Annotated in this window: 21 protein-coding genes; 17 read left to right on the forward strand and 4 right to left on the reverse strand. The window is 65.0% G+C overall.

The genetic code is table 11. The annotated features are described in order from the left end of the window. The 7 genes from EN846_RS16635 to EN846_RS16665 all read left to right on the forward strand — a co-directional run. The coding region (locus EN846_RS16635) for a 2-oxo acid dehydrogenase subunit E2 (RefSeq protein ID WP_187331266.1) at nucleotides 1-146 on the forward strand (146 nt) is incomplete at its 5' end. 15 nt (nucleotides 147-161) lie between these two features. Further along, entirely contained in the window at nucleotides 162-587 is a 426-nt protein-coding gene (locus EN846_RS16640) for a hypothetical protein (RefSeq protein WP_135858473.1), read from the forward strand. Continuing rightward, nucleotides 584-1222, forward strand: a complete 639-nt coding sequence (locus EN846_RS16645) for an SGNH/GDSL hydrolase family protein (protein WP_127394239.1) — start codon at nucleotides 584-586, stop codon at nucleotides 1220-1222. Before EN846_RS16640 ends, EN846_RS16645 begins: the two co-directional genes overlap by 4 nt. A gap of 17 nt (nucleotides 1223-1239) precedes the next feature. After that, nucleotides 1240-2688, forward strand: coding sequence for a dihydrolipoyl dehydrogenase (lpdA, locus tag EN846_RS16650; protein WP_127309197.1), 1449 nt, complete (start codon nucleotides 1240-1242; stop codon nucleotides 2686-2688). A gap of 102 nt (nucleotides 2689-2790) precedes the next feature. Further along, complete coding sequence (locus EN846_RS16655; protein WP_128347054.1) at nucleotides 2791-3048, forward strand: GlsB/YeaQ/YmgE family stress response membrane protein; 258 nt, start codon at nucleotides 2791-2793, stop codon at nucleotides 3046-3048. Nucleotides 3049-3183: 135 nt separating this feature from the next. Further along, on the forward strand, nucleotides 3184-4149 hold the full coding sequence (gene lipA, locus EN846_RS16660; RefSeq protein WP_127284097.1) for a lipoyl synthase: 966 nt from the start codon (nucleotides 3184-3186) through the stop codon (nucleotides 4147-4149). A 7-nt stretch (nucleotides 4150-4156) separates the two neighbouring features. Continuing rightward, complete coding sequence (locus EN846_RS16665) at nucleotides 4157-4612, forward strand: type II toxin-antitoxin system RatA family toxin (RefSeq protein ID WP_127284096.1); 456 nt, start codon at nucleotides 4157-4159, stop codon at nucleotides 4610-4612. Between the two features lie 14 nt (nucleotides 4613-4626). Here EN846_RS16665 and EN846_RS16670 read toward each other — a convergent pair whose 3' ends face one another. Then, nucleotides 4627-5109: a CinA family protein gene (locus tag EN846_RS16670; RefSeq protein WP_127393178.1), complete on the reverse strand. Its 483-nt coding sequence runs from the start codon at nucleotides 5107-5109 to the stop codon at nucleotides 4627-4629. Beyond that, nucleotides 5106-6329, reverse strand: coding sequence for a bifunctional 2-C-methyl-D-erythritol 4-phosphate cytidylyltransferase/2-C-methyl-D-erythritol 2,4-cyclodiphosphate synthase (locus EN846_RS16675; protein ID WP_127393179.1), 1224 nt, complete (start codon nucleotides 6327-6329; stop codon nucleotides 5106-5108). Before EN846_RS16675 ends, EN846_RS16670 begins: the two co-directional genes overlap by 4 nt. A 243-nt stretch (nucleotides 6330-6572) precedes the next feature. On the opposite strand from EN846_RS16675, the gene dusB reads away from it, so the two are divergent. From dusB to hflX, 8 genes are all read left to right on the forward strand, one after another. Then, nucleotides 6573-7604, forward strand: coding sequence for a tRNA dihydrouridine synthase DusB (gene dusB, locus EN846_RS16680; RefSeq protein WP_127393180.1), 1032 nt, complete (start codon nucleotides 6573-6575; stop codon nucleotides 7602-7604). After that, entirely contained in the window at nucleotides 7601-8743 is a 1143-nt protein-coding gene (locus EN846_RS16685; protein ID WP_127310265.1) for a nitrogen regulation protein NR(II), read from the forward strand. Before dusB ends, EN846_RS16685 begins: the two co-directional genes overlap by 4 nt. Continuing rightward, on the forward strand, nucleotides 8740-10200 hold the full coding sequence (gene ntrC, locus EN846_RS16690; RefSeq protein WP_127310266.1) for a nitrogen regulation protein NR(I): 1461 nt from the start codon (nucleotides 8740-8742) through the stop codon (nucleotides 10198-10200). The genes EN846_RS16685 and ntrC overlap by 4 nt, the downstream gene beginning before the upstream one ends. Before the next feature lie 117 nt (nucleotides 10201-10317). After that, a complete protein-coding gene (locus EN846_RS16695; protein WP_135858470.1) occupies nucleotides 10318-12597 on the forward strand; it encodes a PAS domain-containing sensor histidine kinase in 2280 nt (759 codons plus the stop codon). Then, a complete protein-coding gene (locus EN846_RS16700; RefSeq protein ID WP_127286357.1) occupies nucleotides 12587-13948 on the forward strand; it encodes a sigma-54 dependent transcriptional regulator in 1362 nt (453 codons plus the stop codon). Before EN846_RS16695 ends, EN846_RS16700 begins: the two co-directional genes overlap by 11 nt. 100 nt (nucleotides 13949-14048) lie before the next feature. After that, nucleotides 14049-14912 carry a D-amino-acid transaminase gene (locus EN846_RS16705; protein WP_127286358.1) on the forward strand — a complete coding sequence of 288 codons (864 nt, stop codon included), beginning with the start codon at nucleotides 14049-14051 and terminating at the stop codon, nucleotides 14910-14912. A 143-nt stretch (nucleotides 14913-15055) separates the two neighbouring features. Beyond that, nucleotides 15056-15301: an RNA chaperone Hfq gene (hfq, locus tag EN846_RS16710; protein WP_006202172.1), complete on the forward strand. Its 246-nt coding sequence runs from the start codon at nucleotides 15056-15058 to the stop codon at nucleotides 15299-15301. Continuing rightward, nucleotides 15302-16690, forward strand: coding sequence for a GTPase HflX (gene hflX, locus EN846_RS16715; RefSeq protein ID WP_135858467.1), 1389 nt, complete (start codon nucleotides 15302-15304; stop codon nucleotides 16688-16690). A 6-nt stretch (nucleotides 16691-16696) separates the two neighbouring features. On the opposite strand, the gene mazG is transcribed toward hflX, so the two are convergent. Continuing rightward, nucleotides 16697-17521 carry a nucleoside triphosphate pyrophosphohydrolase gene (gene mazG, locus EN846_RS16720; protein ID WP_127394342.1) on the reverse strand — a complete coding sequence of 275 codons (825 nt, stop codon included), beginning with the start codon at nucleotides 17519-17521 and terminating at the stop codon, nucleotides 16697-16699. A gap of 84 nt (nucleotides 17522-17605) precedes the next feature. Further along, the gene (locus EN846_RS16725) at nucleotides 17606-18790 is read right to left on the reverse strand and encodes an amino acid aminotransferase (RefSeq protein WP_135858464.1); all 1185 of its coding nucleotides are present in this window, start codon (nucleotides 18788-18790) and stop codon (nucleotides 17606-17608) included. Nucleotides 18791-18983: 193 nt separating this feature from the next. On the opposite strand from EN846_RS16725, the gene EN846_RS16730 reads away from it, so the two are divergent. Both EN846_RS16730 and EN846_RS16735 read left to right on the forward strand, forming a co-directional pair. Then, entirely contained in the window at nucleotides 18984-19502 is a 519-nt protein-coding gene (locus tag EN846_RS16730) for a sigma-70 family RNA polymerase sigma factor (protein ID WP_187331313.1), read from the forward strand. After that, nucleotides 19499-20269 (forward strand): anti-sigma factor, encoded by a 771-nt coding sequence (locus EN846_RS16735; protein WP_127392808.1) that lies wholly within the window; start codon nucleotides 19499-19501, stop codon nucleotides 20267-20269. The genes EN846_RS16730 and EN846_RS16735 overlap by 4 nt, the downstream gene beginning before the upstream one ends. Nucleotides 20270-20274: the final 5 nt, after the last annotated feature.

Here is a 20274-nt window from a genome sequence, read left to right on the forward strand (position 1 = left end):
TGGTGAAGAATGGCGAGATCAAGATCGCCAACGTCATGTCGGTGACGCTGTCGACCGACCACCGCGCCGTCGACGGCGCGCTCGGCGCCGAACTGCTCGGCGCCTTCAAGCGCATGATCGAAAACCCTATGGGCATGCTGGTCTAGGACAGGAAAAGGGCGGTGCGGAAATTCTTCACCAGCCTTTTCGCCTTCATCCTCTCCGGCCTGGCTGGCGGGCTGGTGGCTCAGCAGCTCGCCGTCATGACCGGTGCCACCGAGGAGTACATAGTTGTGTTCGCGGCGACGGTGTTTGTCGTCATCGCCGTGACGATCGTCTTCTTCGCCGTGCAGTTCTTCGCCGAGCCGGTGCGAGCCGTCGACCGCAGTTTGTGGTGGCTGCTCGCCGTGTACGGTCTCGCACTGCTGGCGCTGGCAGGGTGGACTTTTTCCGTGCCGGCCGAGAATCGGGCGACCGCGAGTGACCTGTCGATCGTCGCTGGCCTGATCCTTCCCGGCGTCGTGGCGATCATCGTGCAATGGCTTTTCGTGCGCTGGCGGCTCCAGCGCTCGGCGGCAGCGTTCGGCAGGGGTGGGGCAAGCGCATGAAGACAATTCTCTGTTATGGCGACTCGCTGACCTGGGGCTATGACGCCGCCAGCCTCGGCCGCCATGCGCTGGAAGACCGCTGGCCGAGCGTTCTCAAGGCGGCGCTGGGCGACGGCGTCGAGGTCATCGCCGAAGGCCTGAACGGCCGCACCACCGCCTTCGACGATCATCTCGCCGGCGCAGACCGCAACGGCGCTCGCGTGCTGCCGACAATGCTGACGAGCCATGCGCCGATTGACCTGATCGTCATCATGCTCGGCGCCAACGACATGAAGCCGTGGATCCACGGCAATCCGGTCGCCGCCAAGCAGGGTATGCAGCGCCTGATCGACATCGTGCGCGGCCACGACTACCCGTTCGGTTGGGCCGCACCCCAGATCCTCATCGTCGCGCCGCCGGCGGTCAGCCGCACCGACAATGCCGAATTCAAGGAAATGTTCGCCGGCGGCGACGAGGCCTCGAAGCGGCTGGCGCCGCAATATTCCGCACTTGCCGACGAGGCGGGCTGCGGCTTCTTCGACGCCGGCAGCGTCGCCGTCACCACCCCGCTCGACGGCGTCCATCTCGACGCCGAAAACACCCGAAACATCGGCAAGGCGCTGGCACCATTGGTGCGCGTGATGCTGGAACTCTAGAAATCAGGGAGAAATCCGTGGCTGAATCCTACGACGTCATCATCATCGGCTCCGGCCCCGGCGGCTATGTCACGGCGGTGCGTTCCGCGCAGCTCGGCTTCAAGACGGCGATCGTCGAGCGCGAGCATCTCGGCGGCATCTGCCTCAACTGGGGCTGCATCCCGACCAAGGCGCTGCTGCGCTCGGCCGAGATCATGCACTATTCGGACCACCTCAAGGACTACGGCCTGAAGCTCGAAGGCGGCAAGGTCAGCGCCGACACCGCCGCGGTCGTCGACCGCTCGCGCAAGGTCTCGCTGAGGCTCAATGGCGGCGTCGCCTTCCTGATGAAGAAGAACAAGGTTGACGTCATCTGGGGCGAGGCCAAGCTTTCGAAGCCGGGCGAGATCGTCGTCTCCAAGACGGCCAAGAAGCCGATGGAGCCGCAGCCGCCGGCGCCGAAAGGCGTCAAGGGCGAGGGCACCTACACCGCCAAGCACATCATCCTGGCGACTGGTGCCAGGCCGCGCGCGCTGCCCGGCATCGAGCCGGACGGCAAGCTGATCTGGACCTATTTCGAAGCCATGGTGCCGAAGGAGATGCCGAAATCGCTGCTGGTGATGGGTTCGGGCGCCATCGGCATCGAGTTCGCTTCCTTCTACCGCACCATGGGCGCCGAGGTGACGGTGGTCGAGCTGCTGCCGGCGGTGATGCCGGTCGAGGACGCCGAGGTCTCGAAGTTCGCGCAGAAGCAGTTCGAGAAGCAAGGCATGAAGATCATCCTTGAGGCCAAGGTGACCAAGGTCGAGAAGGGCGCCAACTCGGTGACAGCGCATGTCGAGATGAAGGACGGCAAGGTCGAGAAGATCACCGCCGATCGCATGATCTCGGCCGTCGGCGTGCAGGGCAATATCGAGAACCTCGGCCTCGAGGCGCTCGGGGTGAAGACCGACCGCGGCTGCGTCGTCGTCGACGGTTACGGCAAGACCAACGTGCCCGGCATCTACGCCATCGGTGACGTCGCCGGACCGCCCATGCTCGCCCACAAGGCCGAGCATGAAGGCGTCGTCTGCATCGAGAAGATCGCCAATGTCCCGGGCGTTCATGCCACCGACAAGCAGAAGATCCCCGGCTGCACCTATTGCAACCCGCAGGTCGCCTCGGTCGGCCTGACCGAAGCCAAGGCCAAGGCCGAAGGCAAGGACGTCCGCGTCGGCCGTTTCCAGTTCGGCGCCAACGGCAAGGCGATCGCGCTCGGCGAGGACCAAGGCTTCATCAAGACGATCTTCGACAAGAAGACCGGCCAGTTGCTCGGCGCGCACATGGTCGGCGCCGAAGTGACCGAGCTGATCCAGGGTTTCGTCGTGGCGATGAACCTCGAAACCACCGAGGAAGAGCTGATGCACACCATCTTCCCGCACCCGACCCTGTCGGAGATGATGAAGGAAAGCGTGCTCGACGCCTATGGCCGCGCGTTGAACGCATGATAAATTGGCCGCCCGAGACTCACATGCGAAAGCCTGGGGAACTCGGCGGCAAGGCAGTTCGTTTCCGGATGCATTTTCACCCGTCACAGGAGGAGTTGGCATATGGACGTGAATGGCGTGGGCTGGCTGGCAGCCATCATCATCGGCGGTCTGGCGGGCTGGCTCGCCGAGATGGTGATGAAGAGCAACACCGGCATCTTCATGAACATCATTATGGGCATCGTCGGCGCGGTCGTGCTGAACGCAGTCCTGCAAGCCCTCAATTTCCAGTCTTTCGGCGTCGGCTGGTTCGCCTATCTGGTCACCGGTTTCATCGGCGCCTGCCTGCTGATCTTTGTTGGCCGGCTGGTGCGCCGTTAGCCGGCATCGATACCGCTATGCGAAAAAGGCCGTGGCGGCATGCGCCGGCGTGGCCTTTTTCTTTGCGCCGAAAAGTCCTAAGTGACGTTGGAATGCGAGCGCCGGGCAGGCGATCGCGCAGCAACCGGGTTTGAAATGGTCACTGTCCTCGACACGATCGCCAATGCGCCGCGTGTGCGGCACCCCGAAAAGGCGCACAAGCCGGACCAGGAGGTGCTCCGCAAGCCCGACTGGATCCGCGTCAAGGCACCGGTCTCGAAGGGCTACGCCGAGACACGCGAGATCGTGAAGTCGCACAAGCTGGTGACTGTGTGCGAGGAAGCCGGCTGCCCGAACATCGGCGAGTGCTGGGACAAGAAGCACGCCACCTTCATGATCATGGGCGAGATCTGCACCCGCGCCTGCGCCTTCTGCAACGTCGCCACCGGCATCCCGACCGCGCTGGATGCCGATGAGCCGGCGCGCGTCGCGCATGCCGTCAAGCAGATGGGCCTCAGCCACGTCGTCATCACCTCGGTCGACCGCGACGATCTTGCCGACGGCGGCGCGCAGCATTTCGCCGAGGTCATCCGCGCCATCCGCGCCGCCGCGCCCTCGACCACGATCGAGATCCTGACGCCGGACTTCCTGCGCAAGGACGGCGCGCTGGAGATCGTCGTGGCGGCGAAGCCCGACGTCTTCAACCACAATCTGGAGACTGTGCCGTCGAACTACCTGACGGTGCGGCCGGGCGCCCGCTATTTCCACTCGATCCGGCTGTTGCAGCGCGTCAAGGAACTCGACCCGTCGATCTTCACCAAGTCCGGCATCATGGTCGGTCTAGGCGAGGAGCGGAACGAGATCCTGCAGCTGATGGACGACCTGCGCTCGGCCAATGTCGACTTCATGACCATCGGCCAGTATCTGCAGCCGTCGAAGAAGCACCATCCGGTCATCCGCTTCGTCACTCCCGAGGAATTCAAGTCCTTCGAGACGATCGGCAAGACCAAGGGCTTCCTGTTGATGGCGTCGAGCCCGCTGACGCGCTCCTCGCATCATGCCGGGGAGGATTTCGCCAGGCTGCGCGCGGCGCGTGAAGCGCAGCTCAAAAAGACCAGCTAATCCCCGAATGCCGAAATTCGAAGCCACCCGCCGCGTCGCCCATACGCCGCAGGAGATGTTCGCGCTGGTCGCCGACGTCGAGGCCTATCCGCAATTCCTGCCGCTGTGCGAAGCGCTCAGCGTGCGCTCGCGCAAGGAGCGCGACGGCCGCACCATCCTCCTTGCCGACATGAGCATCGGTTACAAGGCTATCCGCGAGACCTTTACCACCCAGGTGCTGCTGAAGCCCGACGAGAAGGCCATCGACGTCAAATACATCGACGGACCGTTCAAATATCTCAGCAATATCTGGCGCTTCGACCCGGCCGATAGCGGCTGCGAGGTGCACTTCTTCATCGACTACGAGTTCAAGAGCCGCATTCTTGGCGCGCTGATGGGCACGATGTTCGACCGTGCCTTCCGCATGTTTGCCGAAGCCTTCGAAAAACGCGCCGACCAGATCTACGGCGCAAGAACGGCCTGACCGGAACGAGGGGTCTAGTCCAGCGCCCGCAATCCCAGTTCCAGCGCGTGCCGCACCGTCTCGTGGCGGATGAACTCGCGCCCCTTGTGCGCGAACAGTTGGTGCTCGGCGACGATGGGCTGGCCGGCCAGCGCAAGCCCGAACCAGACGAGGCCGACCGGCTTGTCGGCCGAACCGCCGCTCGGGCCGGCAATGCCGGTAACGGCAAGCGAGAGGCTCGCCCGCGAATGCGCCAGCGCGCCGGCCGCCATTTCAAGCACCGTCTCGCGCGAGACGGCGCCATGCGCGTCGAGCGTTGCGGCGGAAACGCCGAGCATGTCCATCTTGGACTCGTTGGAATAGGTGATGAAGCCGCGGTCGACCACGGCGGAGGAACCGGCAATGTCGGTGAGCGCCGCGATGATCAGGCCGCCGGTGCAGCTTTCCGCCGTCGCCAGCATGATGCCGCGCTGCTGGCAGGCCAGGAGCAGGGCGTTCGCGAGTTCGGCGTTGCTCATTCGGGGACCTCACCTGGAAAGACGACGCTGGCGGTGGCGATCGCGGCTATGCCTTCCTGGCGGCCGACGAAGCCAAGCTTCTCATTGGTGGTTGCCTTGATCGAGATGCGCTCGCAGGAAATGCCGAGCATAGCGGCGAGCGCAGCCGTCATCGCCTCGCGGTGCGGGCCGACGCGCGGCGCCTCGCAGATCAGCGTGATGTCGGCATTGGCGATGCGTCCGCCGCGCCCGCGCACCAGCCTGGCCGCATGTTCGACGAAGATCTTCGAGGCGGCGCCTTTCCACTGCGGATCCGACGGCGGGAAGTGCGTGCCGATGTCGCCGGCGCCGCAGGTGGCGAGCAGCGCGTCGGTGAGGGCGTGGAGGCCGACATCGGCATCCGAATGGCCAGACAGCTTTCTGTCGTGAGGGATGGCGACGCCGCAGAGCGTGACATGATCGCCCGGTTCGAAGGCGTGCACGTCGTAGCCGTTGCCGGTGCGGATATCCGGAAAGCGCGGCCGTTCACCGGAAAGCCGCTGGTCGGCCATTGCAATATCCCTTGCCCAGGTGAGTTTGATGTTGTCCGGCGATCCCGGGACAAGTTTCACCGGTATGTGCGCCCATTCGGCGATCGCCGCATCGTCGGTGAAATCGGCCTTGCCGAGATGATGGGCCTTCTCATGCGCGGCAAGAAGCGGCCAGAACGGAAAGCCCTGCGGCGTCTGCGCGGCATGCAGCCCGTTCCTCGACACGGTCTCCTCGATCATACCGGCCGCCGATTCGCGCTTCAGCGTGTCGGCGACCGGCAAAGCGGGCAGCGCGCCCTGCCGCTCGCCGATGGCGTCGATCGTGCGGTCGATCAGGGTCGCGTCGACGAAGGGACGCACGGCGTCATGGACGAGCACCCGGCCTGGCGCGCTGTCCCTGAGCGCCAGCAGGCCGAGCCGCACCGAGGCCTGGCGCGAATCGCCGCCCGTGACCGCAAGGACGCGATCGGCGCTGGCGCCGGCGGCGTTGCGGAAGAGCTCGCCGTCGTCGGCGTGGATGGCGACGACGACCGGACCGGTCCTCGGATGCGCCAGGAACGTCTCCAGCGTGCGGGCGATGACGGCGCGGCCACCGATCCGCTGATACTGCTTCGGTCCATTGGCCTGCCCGGCGCGCGCGCCGCGGCCCGCCGCGACGATTACCACCGCGACCTTGTCGTCCAAACTCTGATTTTTACTTGCGTCCGTCATTGCGATTTGGCTTAGCGCACGATCCCGAAAAGTGTAATCGGTTTTCGGAAAAGATCGTGCTTCAAATATGAATTCCAGGGCGTCCTTTGCGCATCCCGCAGGACGCACGGTGCTTTGGCCGCGGGACAAGCCGATGCCCGGCTATTTCCCAAATGCGCCTTAATGTGACGTCATTGCGCGTTGCACATCGTCTTGCTTCTGGCTAGAGAATGTGCAGAAATCCGATATGCTTGGTTTTTGTGCATGCCCGAATTGACCAAATTGGCCTTGCCGCTCGATATTGGCGGCGTGAGTATCCGCAATCGCGTCTTCCTGGCGCCGATGTCGGGGATAACCGACGAGCCGTTCCGCCAGCGCGCGCATCGGCATGGCGCCGGACTGGTCGTGTCGGAGATGGTGGCGAGCGGTGAGCTGGCGAAGGGCAGGGCTGGCTGCGACCTGCGCATTCGCCATTCCGGTCTGCCGGTACACATGGTCCAGCTTGCCGGCCGCGAGGCTGCGCACATGGCCGAAGGCGCGCGGATCGCCGCGGGCGAGGGCGCCGATATCATCGACATCAACATGGGCTGCCCGGCCAAGAAGGTGACGGGCGGTTATGCCGGCTCGGCATTGATGCGCGATCTCGACCACGCGCTATCGCTGATCGAGGCGGTTGTCGGCGCCGTGGAGGTGCCGGTTACTGTGAAGATGCGTCTCGGCTGGGACGAGAGCGCCCTCAACGCGCCGATGTTGGCGCGCCGCGCCGAACAGGCCGGCGTGAGGATGGTGACGGTGCATGGCCGTACGCGCTGCCAGTTCTACCAGGGCAAGGCCGACTGGCGCGCGATCGCGCGCGTCAAGGAAGCCGTCTCGATCCCGGTCGTCGCCAATGGCGATGTCGGATCGCCGGCGGAGGCTGCTGCCATCCTCGAGCAATCGGGCGCCGACGCGGTGATGATCGGACGCGCGCATTATGGCGCGCCCTGGATCGCGGGCAGCATCGCTGCCTCGGCCGCTGGCGAAACAATGTCCGGCGTTCCCGCAAGCCCGCAGGCTTTGGCCGACTACATCATCGCCCACCACGCGGACATGCTGTCGCTCTACGGGATCGAAAGCGGGTTGCGCCAGGCGCGCAAGCATCTCGGCTGGTATCTCGACCGCCACGCAGCCGGTGTTTCGCCGGAGCTGCGCAAGCGTATCCTCACGTCCTTCGTGCCGGATGAGATCGTTGGCGGACTGCGCCGGGCATTTGCCGATATCGCAGAGGCAGCAACGGATCTGCGGAGCGCGGCATGAAGGCGACCGCCCCGAAGAGCCCAGACATGGCGGACGCCGCAAACATCGTGCTCAACACCATCCGCCGGCCGGTGATCATGGTCGATCCCCAAGGCTTCATCACCTTCGCCAATGCCGACGCGGAGGATTTCTTCCGCTCCAGCGCCACCATGCTTGCCCGCAACACGCTGCCGAAGCTGGTGCCCTTCGGCAGCCCGCTGCTGACGCTTGTCGACCAGGTGCGCGAGCGCCTGGCGCCGGTCAACGAATACCGGGTCGATGTCTCGTCGCCGCGCCTCGGCATCGAAAAGATGGTCGACCTCTATGTCGCGCCGGTGCCGGAGTTCCCCGGTTCCGTGGTGGTGATGTTCCAGGAACGGTCGATGGCCGACAAGATCGACCGGCAGATGACGCATCGCGGCGCTGCCCGCTCGGTCACCGGCCTTGCCGCCATGCTGGCGCATGAGATCAAGAACCCGCTGTCCGGCATCCGTGGCGCCGCCCAGCTCCTCGAGCTCTCGGCCTCCGATGAGGACCGCGCGCTGACCCGGCTGATCACCGACGAGACCGATCGCATCGTCTCCCTCGTCGACCGCATGGAGGTGTTTTCGGACGAGCGGCCGATCGACCGCTACCCCGTCAACATCCATGTCGTGCTCGACCACGTGAAGGCAATTTCCAAGAACGGTTTTGCCAAGCGGATCAAGATTTTGGAGGAATACGATCCATCGTTGCCTCCGGTCTTCGCCAACCGCGACCAGCTGATCCAGGTATTCCTCAACCTGGTCAAGAACGCCGCCGAAGCGATCGGTAGTGACCCGCAGGGCGAGATCTCGCTGTCGACCGCTTTCCGGCCGGGCATCCGTGTCTCCGTGCCGGGAACGCAGGACCGCGTCTCCCTGCCGCTGGAATTCTGCGTGCGCGACAATGGTCCAGGCGTTTCGGAGGACATACTGCCGATCCTGTTCGATCCTTTCATCACCACCAAACCGAACGGCTCGGGCCTTGGTCTGGCGCTGGTGGCCAAGATCGTCGGCGAGCATGGCGGCATCATCGAATGCGATTCGACGCCGCGCGGAACCACCTTCCGCATCCTGATGCCGGCCTGGAAGGAAACCGCGCACGGCGTCGAAGAAGAAGCTGAAGGGGACCGCACATGACCGCACGCGGCAATATTCTGGTCGCCGACGACGATGCGGCCATCCGCACCGTGCTCAACCAGGCGCTGTCGCGCGTCGGCCATGAGGTGCGCGTCACCTCGAACGCCTCGACGTTGTGGCGCTGGGTGGCGGCGGGCGAGGGCGACCTGGTCATCACCGATGTCGTGATGCCCGACGAGAACGCCTTCGACATGCTGCCGCGCATCAAGAAGGCGCGGCCCGAGCTGCCGGTCATCGTGATGAGCGCGCAAAACACGTTCATGACCGCCATCCGCGCCTCCGAGACCGGCGCTTATGAATATCTGCCGAAGCCGTTCGACCTGACCGAGCTGCTCAACATCGTCAACCGGGCGCTGGCCGAACCGCGACGGCCGAAGCTCGACGCGCGCGCCGACGACCAGCCGGAGACGATGCCGCTGGTCGGCCGCTCGGCCGCCATGCAGGACATCTACCGCATGCTGGCGCGGATGATGCAGACCGACCTGACGGTGATGATCAGTGGCGAGTCCGGCACCGGCAAGGAGCTGGTGGCCCGCGCGCTGCACGAATATGGCCGCCGTCGCGGCGGCCCGTTCGTGGCCATCAACATGGCGGCGATCCCGCGCGACCTGATCGAATCGGAACTGTTCGGCCATGAGAAGGGCGCCTTCACCGGCGCGCAGAACCGCTCTACCGGCCGCTTCGAGCAGGCCGAGGGCGGCACGCTGTTCCTGGACGAGATCGGCGACATGCCGATGGAGGCGCAGACGCGCCTGCTGCGCGTGCTGCAGCAGGGCGAATACACGACGGTTGGCGGCCGCACGCCGATCAAGACCGACGTGCGCATCGTCGCCGCCACCAACAAGGATCTGCGCGCGCTGATCAACCAGGGGCTGTTCCGCGAAGACCTGTTCTATCGCCTCAATGTCGTGCCGCTGCGGTTGCCGGCGCTGCGCGAACGCTCCGAGGATATTCCGGATCTGGTGCGGCATTTCTTCAAGCAGGGCGCCAGCGAGGGGCTGCAGACAAAGCGCATTTCCTCCGGCGGCATCGAGCTGATGAAGCGTTACCCCTGGCCGGGCAATGTGCGCGAGCTGGAAAACCTGGTGCGCAGGCTGGCCGCGCTCTATTCGCAGGATGAGATTTCGGCCGAGATCATCGAGGCCGAACTCAAGACAGGCGAGCGGCCGGTCGTCCCAGGCGGCGGCGCGCTCATTCCCGACGATCTCTCCATCGGCCAGGCGGTGGAGCATTTCCTGCAGCGCTATTTTGCTTCCTTCGCCGGCGACCTGCCGCCGGCCGGCCTCTACCAGCGCATCCTCGCCGAGGTCGAGTATCCACTGGTGCTGGCCTCGATGACGGCGACGCGCGGCAACCAGATCAAGGCGGCGGAGCTGCTCGGGCTCAACCGCAACACGCTGCGCAAGAAGATCCGCGAGCTCGGCGTCAACGTCTACAAGTCCTCCAGGCAGGTCTAAAATCGCCCTGCAAGGGCAATGAGCCGGGGAAAGATTTCCGTCTCGGCCACACTTGTTGCATAATCGCCACAATGCGTTGCATACATCCGACGCAATCACTGACTCTTAGACGGCGATATGGCTTCCCAGAACGAACCGCTTTTCAGCAAGCCCGGCGCAGAGGACAGGCGCCGGCTTCTGGCGCTGCCTGGCGTGACGGCGATTGCCGGCGCGTTGATCACGGCGGCGATCTCCTTTGCGATTCTCGTCGGCGCCACGCCGATCACGCCTGACGCAAGGGCCACGCTGGCGCTGATCGCGCTCAATGCCGTCTTCGTCCTGTTCCTGATCGCGCTTATCGGCCGCGAGGTTCACCGCATTGTGATGGCGCGCAAGCACGGCAAGGCGGCGTCGCGCCTGCATGTGCGCATCGTGGCGATGTTCGCGCTGGTCGCCGCCATTCCCGCCATCATGGTGGCCATCATCGCCTCGATCACGCTCGACATCGGCCTCGACCGCTGGTTCGAGATCCGCACCAAGACGATCGTCAATTCGTCGCTGTCGATCGCCGACGCCTATGTCCAGGAGAACGCGCGCAACCTGCAGGGCACGACGCTGTCGATGGCCTATGACCTCGATGCCTCGCGCACGCTTTATGGCCTCGACCGCACAGGCTTCCTCGATCTGATGAACAAGGAAGCGGTTGGCCGTTCGCTCGCGCATGCGGCGCTGATCAAGCCCGACGGCTCCTTCGTGATGAGCGCCAAGACCGACGCCGACTTCGCCATGCCGGAGCCGCCACCCGGCGCGGTGGAGACCGCCGCCGACGGCAAGCCGGTGCTGATCGAGCCGCGCACCCGCAACATCATGGGCGCTATCGTCAAGCTGCGCGAGATCGACGGGCTTTACCTCTACACAATCCGCCTGGTCGATCCCGATGTGATCAAGGCGCGCCAGATCGTCAGGTCGAACACCGACGAATACCGCAACCTGCAGGACAACCGCCGCACCTCGCAGGTCGCTTTCGCGCTGCCCTATCTGTCGCTGACGCTGATCGTCATCCTGTCGGCGATCTGGACCGGCATCGCCGTTGCCGACCGGCTGGTGCGGCCGATCCGCCAGCTGATCGGCGCCGCCGACGAGGTCGCCACCGGCAATCTCGATGTCGCCGTGCCGGTCAGGCTCTCCGACGGCGACGTCGCCTCGCTCGGCGACACCTTCAACAACATGATCCTCGAGCTCAAATCGCAGCGTAACGAGCTTCTCTCCGCCAAGGACCTGATCGACGAGCGCCGCCGCTTCTCGGAAGCGGTGCTGGCGGGCGTCACCGCCGGCGTCATCGGCGTCGATCCCTACGGCATCGTCACCATCGTCAACCGATCGGCCGAGACCATGCTGGCGATCTCGGCCAGCGCCGCACTTGGGCAGAACCTGTCCGCTGTGCTGCCGCATGTCGGCCGCGTCTTCGAAATCGGTCGCAAGTCGGGCAAGCCGGTCTATCGCGAGCAGGTGACCTTCTACCGCACCGGCGCCGAGCGCACTTTCAACGTCCAGATCACCATCGAGGCCGGCGACGATGGTTCGGAGGAGAAATCCTACGTCGTGACGGTGGACGACATCACCGACCTGGTCCAGGCGCAGCGCTCGTCGGCCTGGGCCGATGTGGCGAGGCGCATCGCCCACGAGATCAAGAACCCGCTGACGCCGATCCAGCTTTCGGCCGAGCGCATCAAGCGCCGCTACGGCAAAGTCATCACCGAGGATCGCGAGGTTTTCGACCAGTGCACCGACACGATCATCCGGCAGGTCGAGGATATCGGCCGCATGGTCGACGAATTCTCCGCCTTCGCGCGCATGCCGAAGCCGGAGATGAAAGCCATCGACCTGCGCGAATCGCTGCGCGAGGCATCGTTCCTCGTCGAGGTCAGTCGCTCCGACATCGCCTTCGAGCGCGATTTCGGCGGCGAACCGCTGAAGGGCACTTTCGACAGCCGGCTGATGGCGCAGGCCTTCGGCAACGTCATCAAGAACGCCGCCGAGGCCATTGACGGACTTGATGCAAAAGATCGTTCGGACGGCACAATCCGGATTCAAGCCGGGCGCCAGAATGGCGCCATCAGAATCGATGTCATCGACAATGGCAGAGGGCTGCCACGCGAAAATCGCCAAAGGCTACTCGAGCCCTACATGACGACGCGGGAAAAAGGCACCGGTCTTGGCCTCGCTATCGTCAAGAAGATCGTGGAGGACCATGGCGGCCGGCTTGAACTGCATGATGCGCCGGCGGATTTCCACGGCGGCCGAGGCGCGATGATCTCGATCATCCTGCCGCCGGCGACGGTCGCCGCCGCGCCGCCACGCGACGAAGGCCGAACGGAACACCAAAGAGAAACTGAAAAGGTCGGTAATGGCGTCTGATATTCTCATCGTCGATGACGAGGAAGACATCCGCGAACTCGTCGCAGGCATCCTGAGCGACGAAGGTCACGAAACCCGCACGGCGTTCGACGCCGACAGCGCGCTGGCGGCGATTGCCGATCGCGCGCCGAGGCTGATCTTCCTCGACATCTGGCTGCAGGGCTCGCGTCTCGACGGCCTGGCCCTGCTGGACGAGATCAAGACGATGCATCCGAACCTGCCGGTGGTGATGATTTCCGGCCACGGCAATATCGAAACGGCGGTTTCGGCCATCCGCCGCGGCGCCTATGATTTCATTGAGAAGCCGTTCAAGGCCGACCGGCTGATCCTGATCGCCGAGCGCGCACTCGAAACCTCGAAACTGAGACGCGAGGTGTCGGACCTCAAGCAACGCAGCGGCGAGACCTTCGACCTGATCGGCATGTCGTCGGCGATGAGCCAGTTGCGCCAGACCATCGAGCGCGTCGCGCCGACCAACAGCCGCATCATGATCATCGGCCCGTCCGGTTCCGGCAAGGAACTGGCCGCGCGCGCCATCCACGCGCTGTCGACGCGCAAAGCCGCGCCGTTCGTCACCTTGAGCGCGGCCACCATCACACCGGAGCGTATGGAGATCGAACTGTTCGGCACAGAATCGAACGGCACCGAACGCAAGGTCGGCGCGCTGGAGGAGGCGCATCGCGGCATCCTCTACATCGACGAAGTCGCCGACATGCCGCGCGAGACGCAGAACAAGATCCTGCGCGTGCTGGTCGAGCAGCAGTTCGAGCGGGTAGGGGGCACCAAGAGGGTCAAGGTCGACGTCCGCATCATCTCGTCCACCTCGCAGAACCTGGAGGCAATGATCGCCGACGGCCGTTTCCGCGAAGACCTCTACCACCGCCTGGCGGTGGTTCCGGTCGCGGTGCCGGGCTTGGCCGAGCGGCGCGAGGACATCCCCTATCTGGTCGACAATTTCATGAAGCAGATCGCCCGCCAGGCCGGCATCAAGCCGCGCCGCATCGGCGACGATGCGCTGGCGGTGCTGCAGGCCCACAACTGGCCCGGCAATGTCCGGCAGTTGCGCAACAATGTCGAACGGCTGATGATCCTGGCCCGGGGCGAGGATGTCGACGCGCCGATCACCGCCGATCTGCTGCCGTCGGAGATCGGCGACGTCATGCCGCGCACGCCCAACCAGTCGGACCAGCACATCATGGCGCTGCCGCTGCGCGAGGCGCGCGAACAGTTCGAGAAGGACTACCTGATCGCCCAGATCAACCGCTTCGGCGGCAACATCTCGAAAACCGCCGAATTCATTGGCATGGAGCGCTCCGCTCTGCACCGCAAGCTGAAGTCGCTGGGCGTCTGACAACGGCCTGTTGTTGGTCCAGCGGCTCCCGGCCGGCCGATTGCCGGTTACGGCCGCGGCGGAATCGCTTAAACAAACCGAAAGTCCCCAGGGGTGATCCATGCCGCGCATTGCCTATGTGAACGGGCGCTATGTCGCCCATGCCGACGCTTCCGTGCATATCGAGGATCGCGGCTATCAGTTCGCCGACGGCGTCTATGAGGTCTGCGAGGTGGCGCGCGGCTTCATCGTCGACATGCCGCGCCATCTCGGCCGCCTGAACCGCTCGCTGAGCGAACTGTCGATCGATTGGCCGGTGACGCAGGCCGTGCTGCCTCTCATCCTGCGCGAGGTGGTGCGCCGCAACCACGTCGTCAACGGCCTGGTCTATGTCCAGGTGACGCGCGGCGTCGCCAGCCGTGACTTCGTCTTTCCGGCGCCCGGCACCAGGCCGTCGCTGGTGGTGACCGCCAGGAAGGCCGATCCTGCCGCCGCGATCAAGCGAGCCGAGACCGGCATCAAGGTCATCACCGTGCCGGAGAACCGCTGGGATCGGGTTGACATCAAGAGCACCGGGCTGCTGCCCAATGTGCTGGCCAAGCAGAAGGCCAAGGAGGCCGACGCCCAGGAAGCCTGGTTCGTCGACGGCGACGGCATGGTCACCGAGGGCGGCTCCTCCAACGCCTGGATCGTCACCGGCGATGGCGTTCTGGTGACGCGGCCGGCCGAGCACGGGATCCTGCGCGGCATTACCCGTACGACGCTGTTCGATGTTGCCGCCAAGCTCGGCGTGAAGATCGAAGAGCGCAAATTTTCGGTCACCGAGGCCAAGGCGGCGCGCGAGGCCTTCATCAGCTCCGCGACGACGATCGCCATGCCGATCGTGGCAATCGACGGCGCTCCGGTGGCCAATGGCCACCCCGGTTCCGTAACACTTTCGTTGCGTCAGGCATTTTTTGACGTTGCGGAAAAAAGTCCGGCCTGATAACCGCACAGATGGAATGAAAATCAATATCTCGTTCTGCTTGTCGTTATTTGACGGCAAGAGGGTGTTTGCGCGCTTGACATGTGCCGGATAAATTGGCGCATTGGCTGCAAACCGAAGGGGATCGGCGAAAGACAAAAACAATGGCGGAACGATCGCAAAACCTTCAGGACCTGTTCCTGAATTCAGTTCGCAAAAGCAAAAATCCACTCACCATCTTCCTCATCAACGGCGTCAAGCTGACCGGCGTGGTCACCTCGTTCGACAATTTTTGTGTGTTGTTGCGGCGTGACGGGCATTCCCAGCTTGTCTACAAACACGCCATTTCCACGATCATGCCGAGCCAGCCGGTTCAGATGTTCGATGGCGAGGAAAGCCAGGGTGCCTGATTGGCACGTAAGAAAGACGCGGAACGCAGCGTCCGCGGAAAACCAGCGCACCAGCTGAGGCCGGAAGACAAAGCTCCGACCCGGGCAGTCGTCATTGTGCCCGTGCTCGCCCGCCAGCCGCGCGGCGAGGACGAAACCAACCGGCCGCGCCTGACCCGCTCCGCCGAGGCCCGCCACGACGAAGCGGTCGGCCTCGCCGGCGCCATCGACCTCGATCCGGTTCATACGGCCGTGGTGACCGTCACCGATCCGCGCCCGGCGACCTTGCTCGGCAGTGGCAAGGTGGCGGAATTCGCCGATATCGTGAAGGAGCGCCACGCGGAACTGGTCATCGTCGACCATCCGCTGACGCCGGTGCAGCAACGCAATCTCGAGAAGGAATTCAACGCCAAGGTGCTCGACCGCACCGGGCTGATCCTGGAGATTTTCGGCGAGCGCGCCCGCACCAAGGAAGGCACGCTGCAGGTCGAGCTTGCGCATCTCAACTACCAGAAGGGCCGCCTTGTGCGGAGCTGGACCCACCTCGAGCGCCAGCGCGGCGGCGCCGGCTTCCTCGGCGGTCCCGGCGAAACGCAGATCGAATCCGACCGGCGGCAGTTGCAGGAAAAGATCATCAAGCTCAAGCATGAGCTGGAGACGGTGCGCCGCACCCGCGACCTGCACCGCGCCAAGCGCAAGAAGGTGCCATTCCCGGTGGTGGCGATCGTCGGCTACACCAATGCCGGCAAGTCGACGCTGTTCAACAAGCTGACCGGAGCTGGGGTGCTGGCCGAGGACATGCTGTTCGCCACGCTCGACCCGACGCTGCGCCGCGTGCGCCTGCCGCATGGCACGCCGGTCATCCTGTCCGATACGGTCGGCTTCATCTCGGACCTGCCGACGCATCTTGTTGCCGCCTTCCGGGCGACGCTGGAAGAGGTGGTCGAAGCCGATCTCGTCATCCACCTGCGCGACATCTCAGACCCCGATACGGCGGCGCAGGCCGAGGATGTCGAGCGCATCCTTGCCGATCTTGGCGTCGATGCCAGTGACGCCAAGCGCGTAATCGAGGTCTGGAACAAGATCGACCTGCTCGACGAGGGCAACCGGGAGCGGTTGCTGGCCGATGGCGCCGCCACCAAGGCGCCACCGGTCGCCATTTCGGCGGTCACCGGCGAGGGCATCGATGCGCTGAAGGCGCTTATCGAAACCAGGATGTCGGGTGAGCTGGAAACGACGACGCTGACGCTGACGCCGGCCCAGTTTGGCCTTGTCGACTGGATCTACCGCAACGGCGACGTCGTTTCGCGGGTCGACAATGAGGATGGCAGCGTCACCATTTCGCTCAATGCTACGCACAGCGCCCGGCAAGAGATCGAGAGCCGATTGCACCGCAAGAACAACGGTTAAGCCTGGTTATTTCGCGCCCTTGGCCTGCTGCCAGAGCGCTTCCATCTCATCCAGCGTGGCCTTTTCCAACGTGTTGCCGGAGGCTTCCAGCGCCCGCTCGACATAGTGGAAGCGGGTGCGGAATTTCTCATTGGTGCCGCTGAGTGCTGCCTCGGCATCGAGCTTGAGGTGGCGGCCGAGATTGACGATGGCAAACAGCATGTCGCCGAACTCGTCCTTGATCGGTGCTGCGTCGCCCTTGGCCAAAGCCTCGCGCAGTTCGCCGATCTCCTCCTCGATCTTGTCGAGAATGGGGGCCGCCTCGCTCCAGTCGAAGCCGACGCGAGCGGCTTTTTCCTGCAGCTTCAGCGCTCGGGTCAACCCGGGCAGGGCGACCGGCACGCTGTCGAGGAACCCTTTGCCGTTGTCTTCTGGGTCGAGCCCTCGGGCCAGGCGCGCGCTTCGCTTCTCCGCCTTCTCCACCGCCTTGATCTTGTCCCACATGCCCTTGGCCATGCCGGCGCTGCGCGCCTCCTCGTCGCCGAAGACATGCGGATGGCGGCGGATCATCTTGGTGGTGATGGCCTCGACGACATCGCCAAAGGCGAATTCGTCAGCCTCTTCAGCCATTTGCGCGTGGTAGACAACCTGCAGCAGCAGGTCGCCGAGCTCCTCGCGCAGATCGTCGACATCGCCGCGCGCGATGGCGTCGGCCACCTCGTAGGCTTCCTCGATCGTGTAGGGCGCGATGGTCGAGAAATTCTGCTCGATATCCCAGGGACAACCGGTCTTCGGCGCGCGCAACGCCGCCATGATCTCGATCAGCCGTGCGATGTCTTTGGAGGGCTTCATGCGGCAAACCCTATCGCGACGCCGGGCGGGCGACCAATGCTGTCGCCTGACGAACGCTGTTTGTCCACAGCTGCGCGGACCTCGTCAGTCGAGCACCGAGACAATCGCCTTGGCGAGCGCGTCCAGCCCGTCCTCGGGCAGGCCGGCCACGTTGATGCGGCTGTCGCCGACCATATAGACGGCGTGCTCGGTGCGCAGCCGCTCGACCTGCGCTTCCGAAAGGCCGAGGCGCGAGAACATGCCGCGATGGCTGGCGACGAAGTCGAAGCGGTCGGAATTGGACTGCCGGCGCAGCGCCTCGGCGAAGGCGACGCGCAGGCGCAGCATGCGCAACCGCATCTCCTCAAGCTCCGCCTGCCAGTCGGCGCGTAGGCCGTCGTCTTCCAGCACGACGCGCACCGCGGCAGCGCCATGGTCCGGCGGCATCGAATACATGGCACGCGCCGCCGACAGCATCTGGCTCATCGCCACATCGGCCTCAGCGCCGTCCCTGGCCAGGATCATCGCCGCGCCGACGCGGTCGCGGTAAACGGCGAAGTTCTTCGAGCAACTCGACGCAACGAGCATTTCCGGCACCCTGGCGGCCAGCAGGCGCAGGCCCGCGGCATCGGCGTCGAGGCCCTCGCCAAAGCCCTGATAGGCGATGTCGACAAAGGGCAGCAGGCCGCGCTCGACGACCAGGTCCGCCACTTCCGCCCATTGCGCGGCGTCGAGATTGGCGCCGGTCGGGTTGTGGCAGCAGCCATGCAGCAGCACCACGTCGCCGCGCTCGGCCGTCCGCAGCGCGGCCAGCATGTCCTTGAAGCGCACGGCGCCGGAAGCGGCGTCGAAATAGGGGTAGTCGCGGATCTGCAGGCCGGCCGAGCGCATCACCGGCATGTGGTTCGGCCAGGTCGGGTCGGACAGCCAGACAGTGGCGTCGGCGCGGGTCCGCTTCAACAACTCGGCCACCAGCCTCAGCGCGCCGGAACCGCCCGGCGCCTGCGCGGTACGGACGCGCGAAAGGTCGGCCTTGTCGCCGAAGGTGAGCTTGGCCATGGCGGCATTGAAGCCGGTGTCGCCGGCAAGGCCGAGATAGGTCTTGGTGTCCTGGCTCTGCAGCAGCCGCTTCTCGGCCTCGCGCAGGGCGCGCATCACCGGCGTCTTGCCGTCGCGATCCTTGTAGACGCCGACGCCAAGGTCGACTTTGCCCGGACGCGGATCGGCGCGGTAGAGGCCGATGAGGGCAAGGATCTTGTCGGCGGGGGCGGGCTGCAGGGTTTCGAACATCGCAAGGCTCCAATGGCGGCGGAGTGATACGCAAATTGGCCCCGCTTCGCCAGCGCTTTTCCTCCGCGCCAAACTGAAGACGGCGGGCAGGGCGGCCCGCGGGGCGATGAAACGGCTGCTGCCTGGGACAAAATAATGCGCCGTTGGGGATTAAAACCTTGCCCTGCTCCGTAAACAGGGCATGAAACGGTCGATGCCACGCTTCGAAATAGTCGGACAGCTGGGTTCGCTCAGGCGTTACGCGCGCTCGCTGACGCGCGACACCACGGAGGCCGAGGACCTAGTGCATGACGCGCTGGTGCGCGCCTATGAGCGGCGCGGCACCTTTCGCGCCGGCAGCAACCTGCGCGCCTGGCTGCTCTCGATCGTCCACAACGCTTTCATCGACGGTGTCCGCTCGCGCCGGTCGGAAGCCGCGCGCATCGAGCAGGCCGGATATCTTGCCGACAGCACCTCCCCAGCGCCACAGGACCACTCCGTCCGTCTGGCGCAGGTGCGGGCGGCCTTTTTATCGCTGCCGGAAGAGCAGCGTTCGGCGCTGCATCTCGTCGCCATCGAGGGGCTGAGCTACGCCCAGGCGGCGGAGGTCAGCGGCGTGCCGCTGGGAACACTGATGTCGCGCATCGGCCGGGCCCGCGCCGCGCTGCGCGAGATGGAAGACGCGGCGCCCGCGGGCAGGAACCATCTCCGGATCGTGAGAGGTGAGCGATGAACGCAATGCTCGATCCCGTGACCGATGCTGATCTCGATGCCTATGTCGACGACCAGCTGGAGGTGGCCCGCCGTATCGAGGTCGAGGCGTTCCTGTCCACCCGACCGGAAGCCGCCGCGCGCGTGATGTCCGATCTCAGGACGCGCGACGAGCTGCGTGTGGCGCTCGCCGCCAAGGGAATGGCGCGGCCGGCAACGACCGAGGCGGCACGACGGCTGGAGCGCGGGCTTGGCCGCGACCGCATCTTCGGGGTGCTGCAGCGCGCCGCGGCGGCGGCGATCCTGATCGCGGCCGGCTGGCTGGCGAATGGCATTTTCGGACCGGTCGCGGTGACGAAGGTCGTCGCCTCCACCCAGCCGCCCGCCTATGTCGAGGAAGCGGTGAGGGCGCACCGGACGACGCTGGTGCGCGAGGCGATGACCTCCCAGCGGGAAGCGCCGAACTACAATCCAGGCGAGATCCGCGCCGCGACCGCGATCGTCATGCCGTCGCTGCCCGGGGAATGGAAGGTGCGCGATGTGCAGATCTATCCGTCGCGCTTCGGCCCAAGCGTCGAGATGGCGCTCGAAACCAAGGATCTCGGCCTGGTCTCGCTGTTCGCGATCAGGCCGGGGACTTTCGACGTGGTGAAGCCGGCCCTCGCGCCCTCGGGCGACATTTCCTCGGCCTATTTCCAGATCGGCGAGGTGGCCTACGCCGTCGTCGCGCGAAGCGATGCGCGCGACCTCGACCGGGCCGCCGAAACGCTGGCCCGCACGCTTTACTGAGATCA

Origin of the sequence: Mesorhizobium sp. M4B.F.Ca.ET.203.01.1.1 (assembly GCF_004791025.1) — a bacterium.
In the GTDB taxonomy this organism is placed as follows: domain Bacteria; phylum Pseudomonadota; class Alphaproteobacteria; order Rhizobiales; family Rhizobiaceae; genus Mesorhizobium; species Mesorhizobium abyssinicae.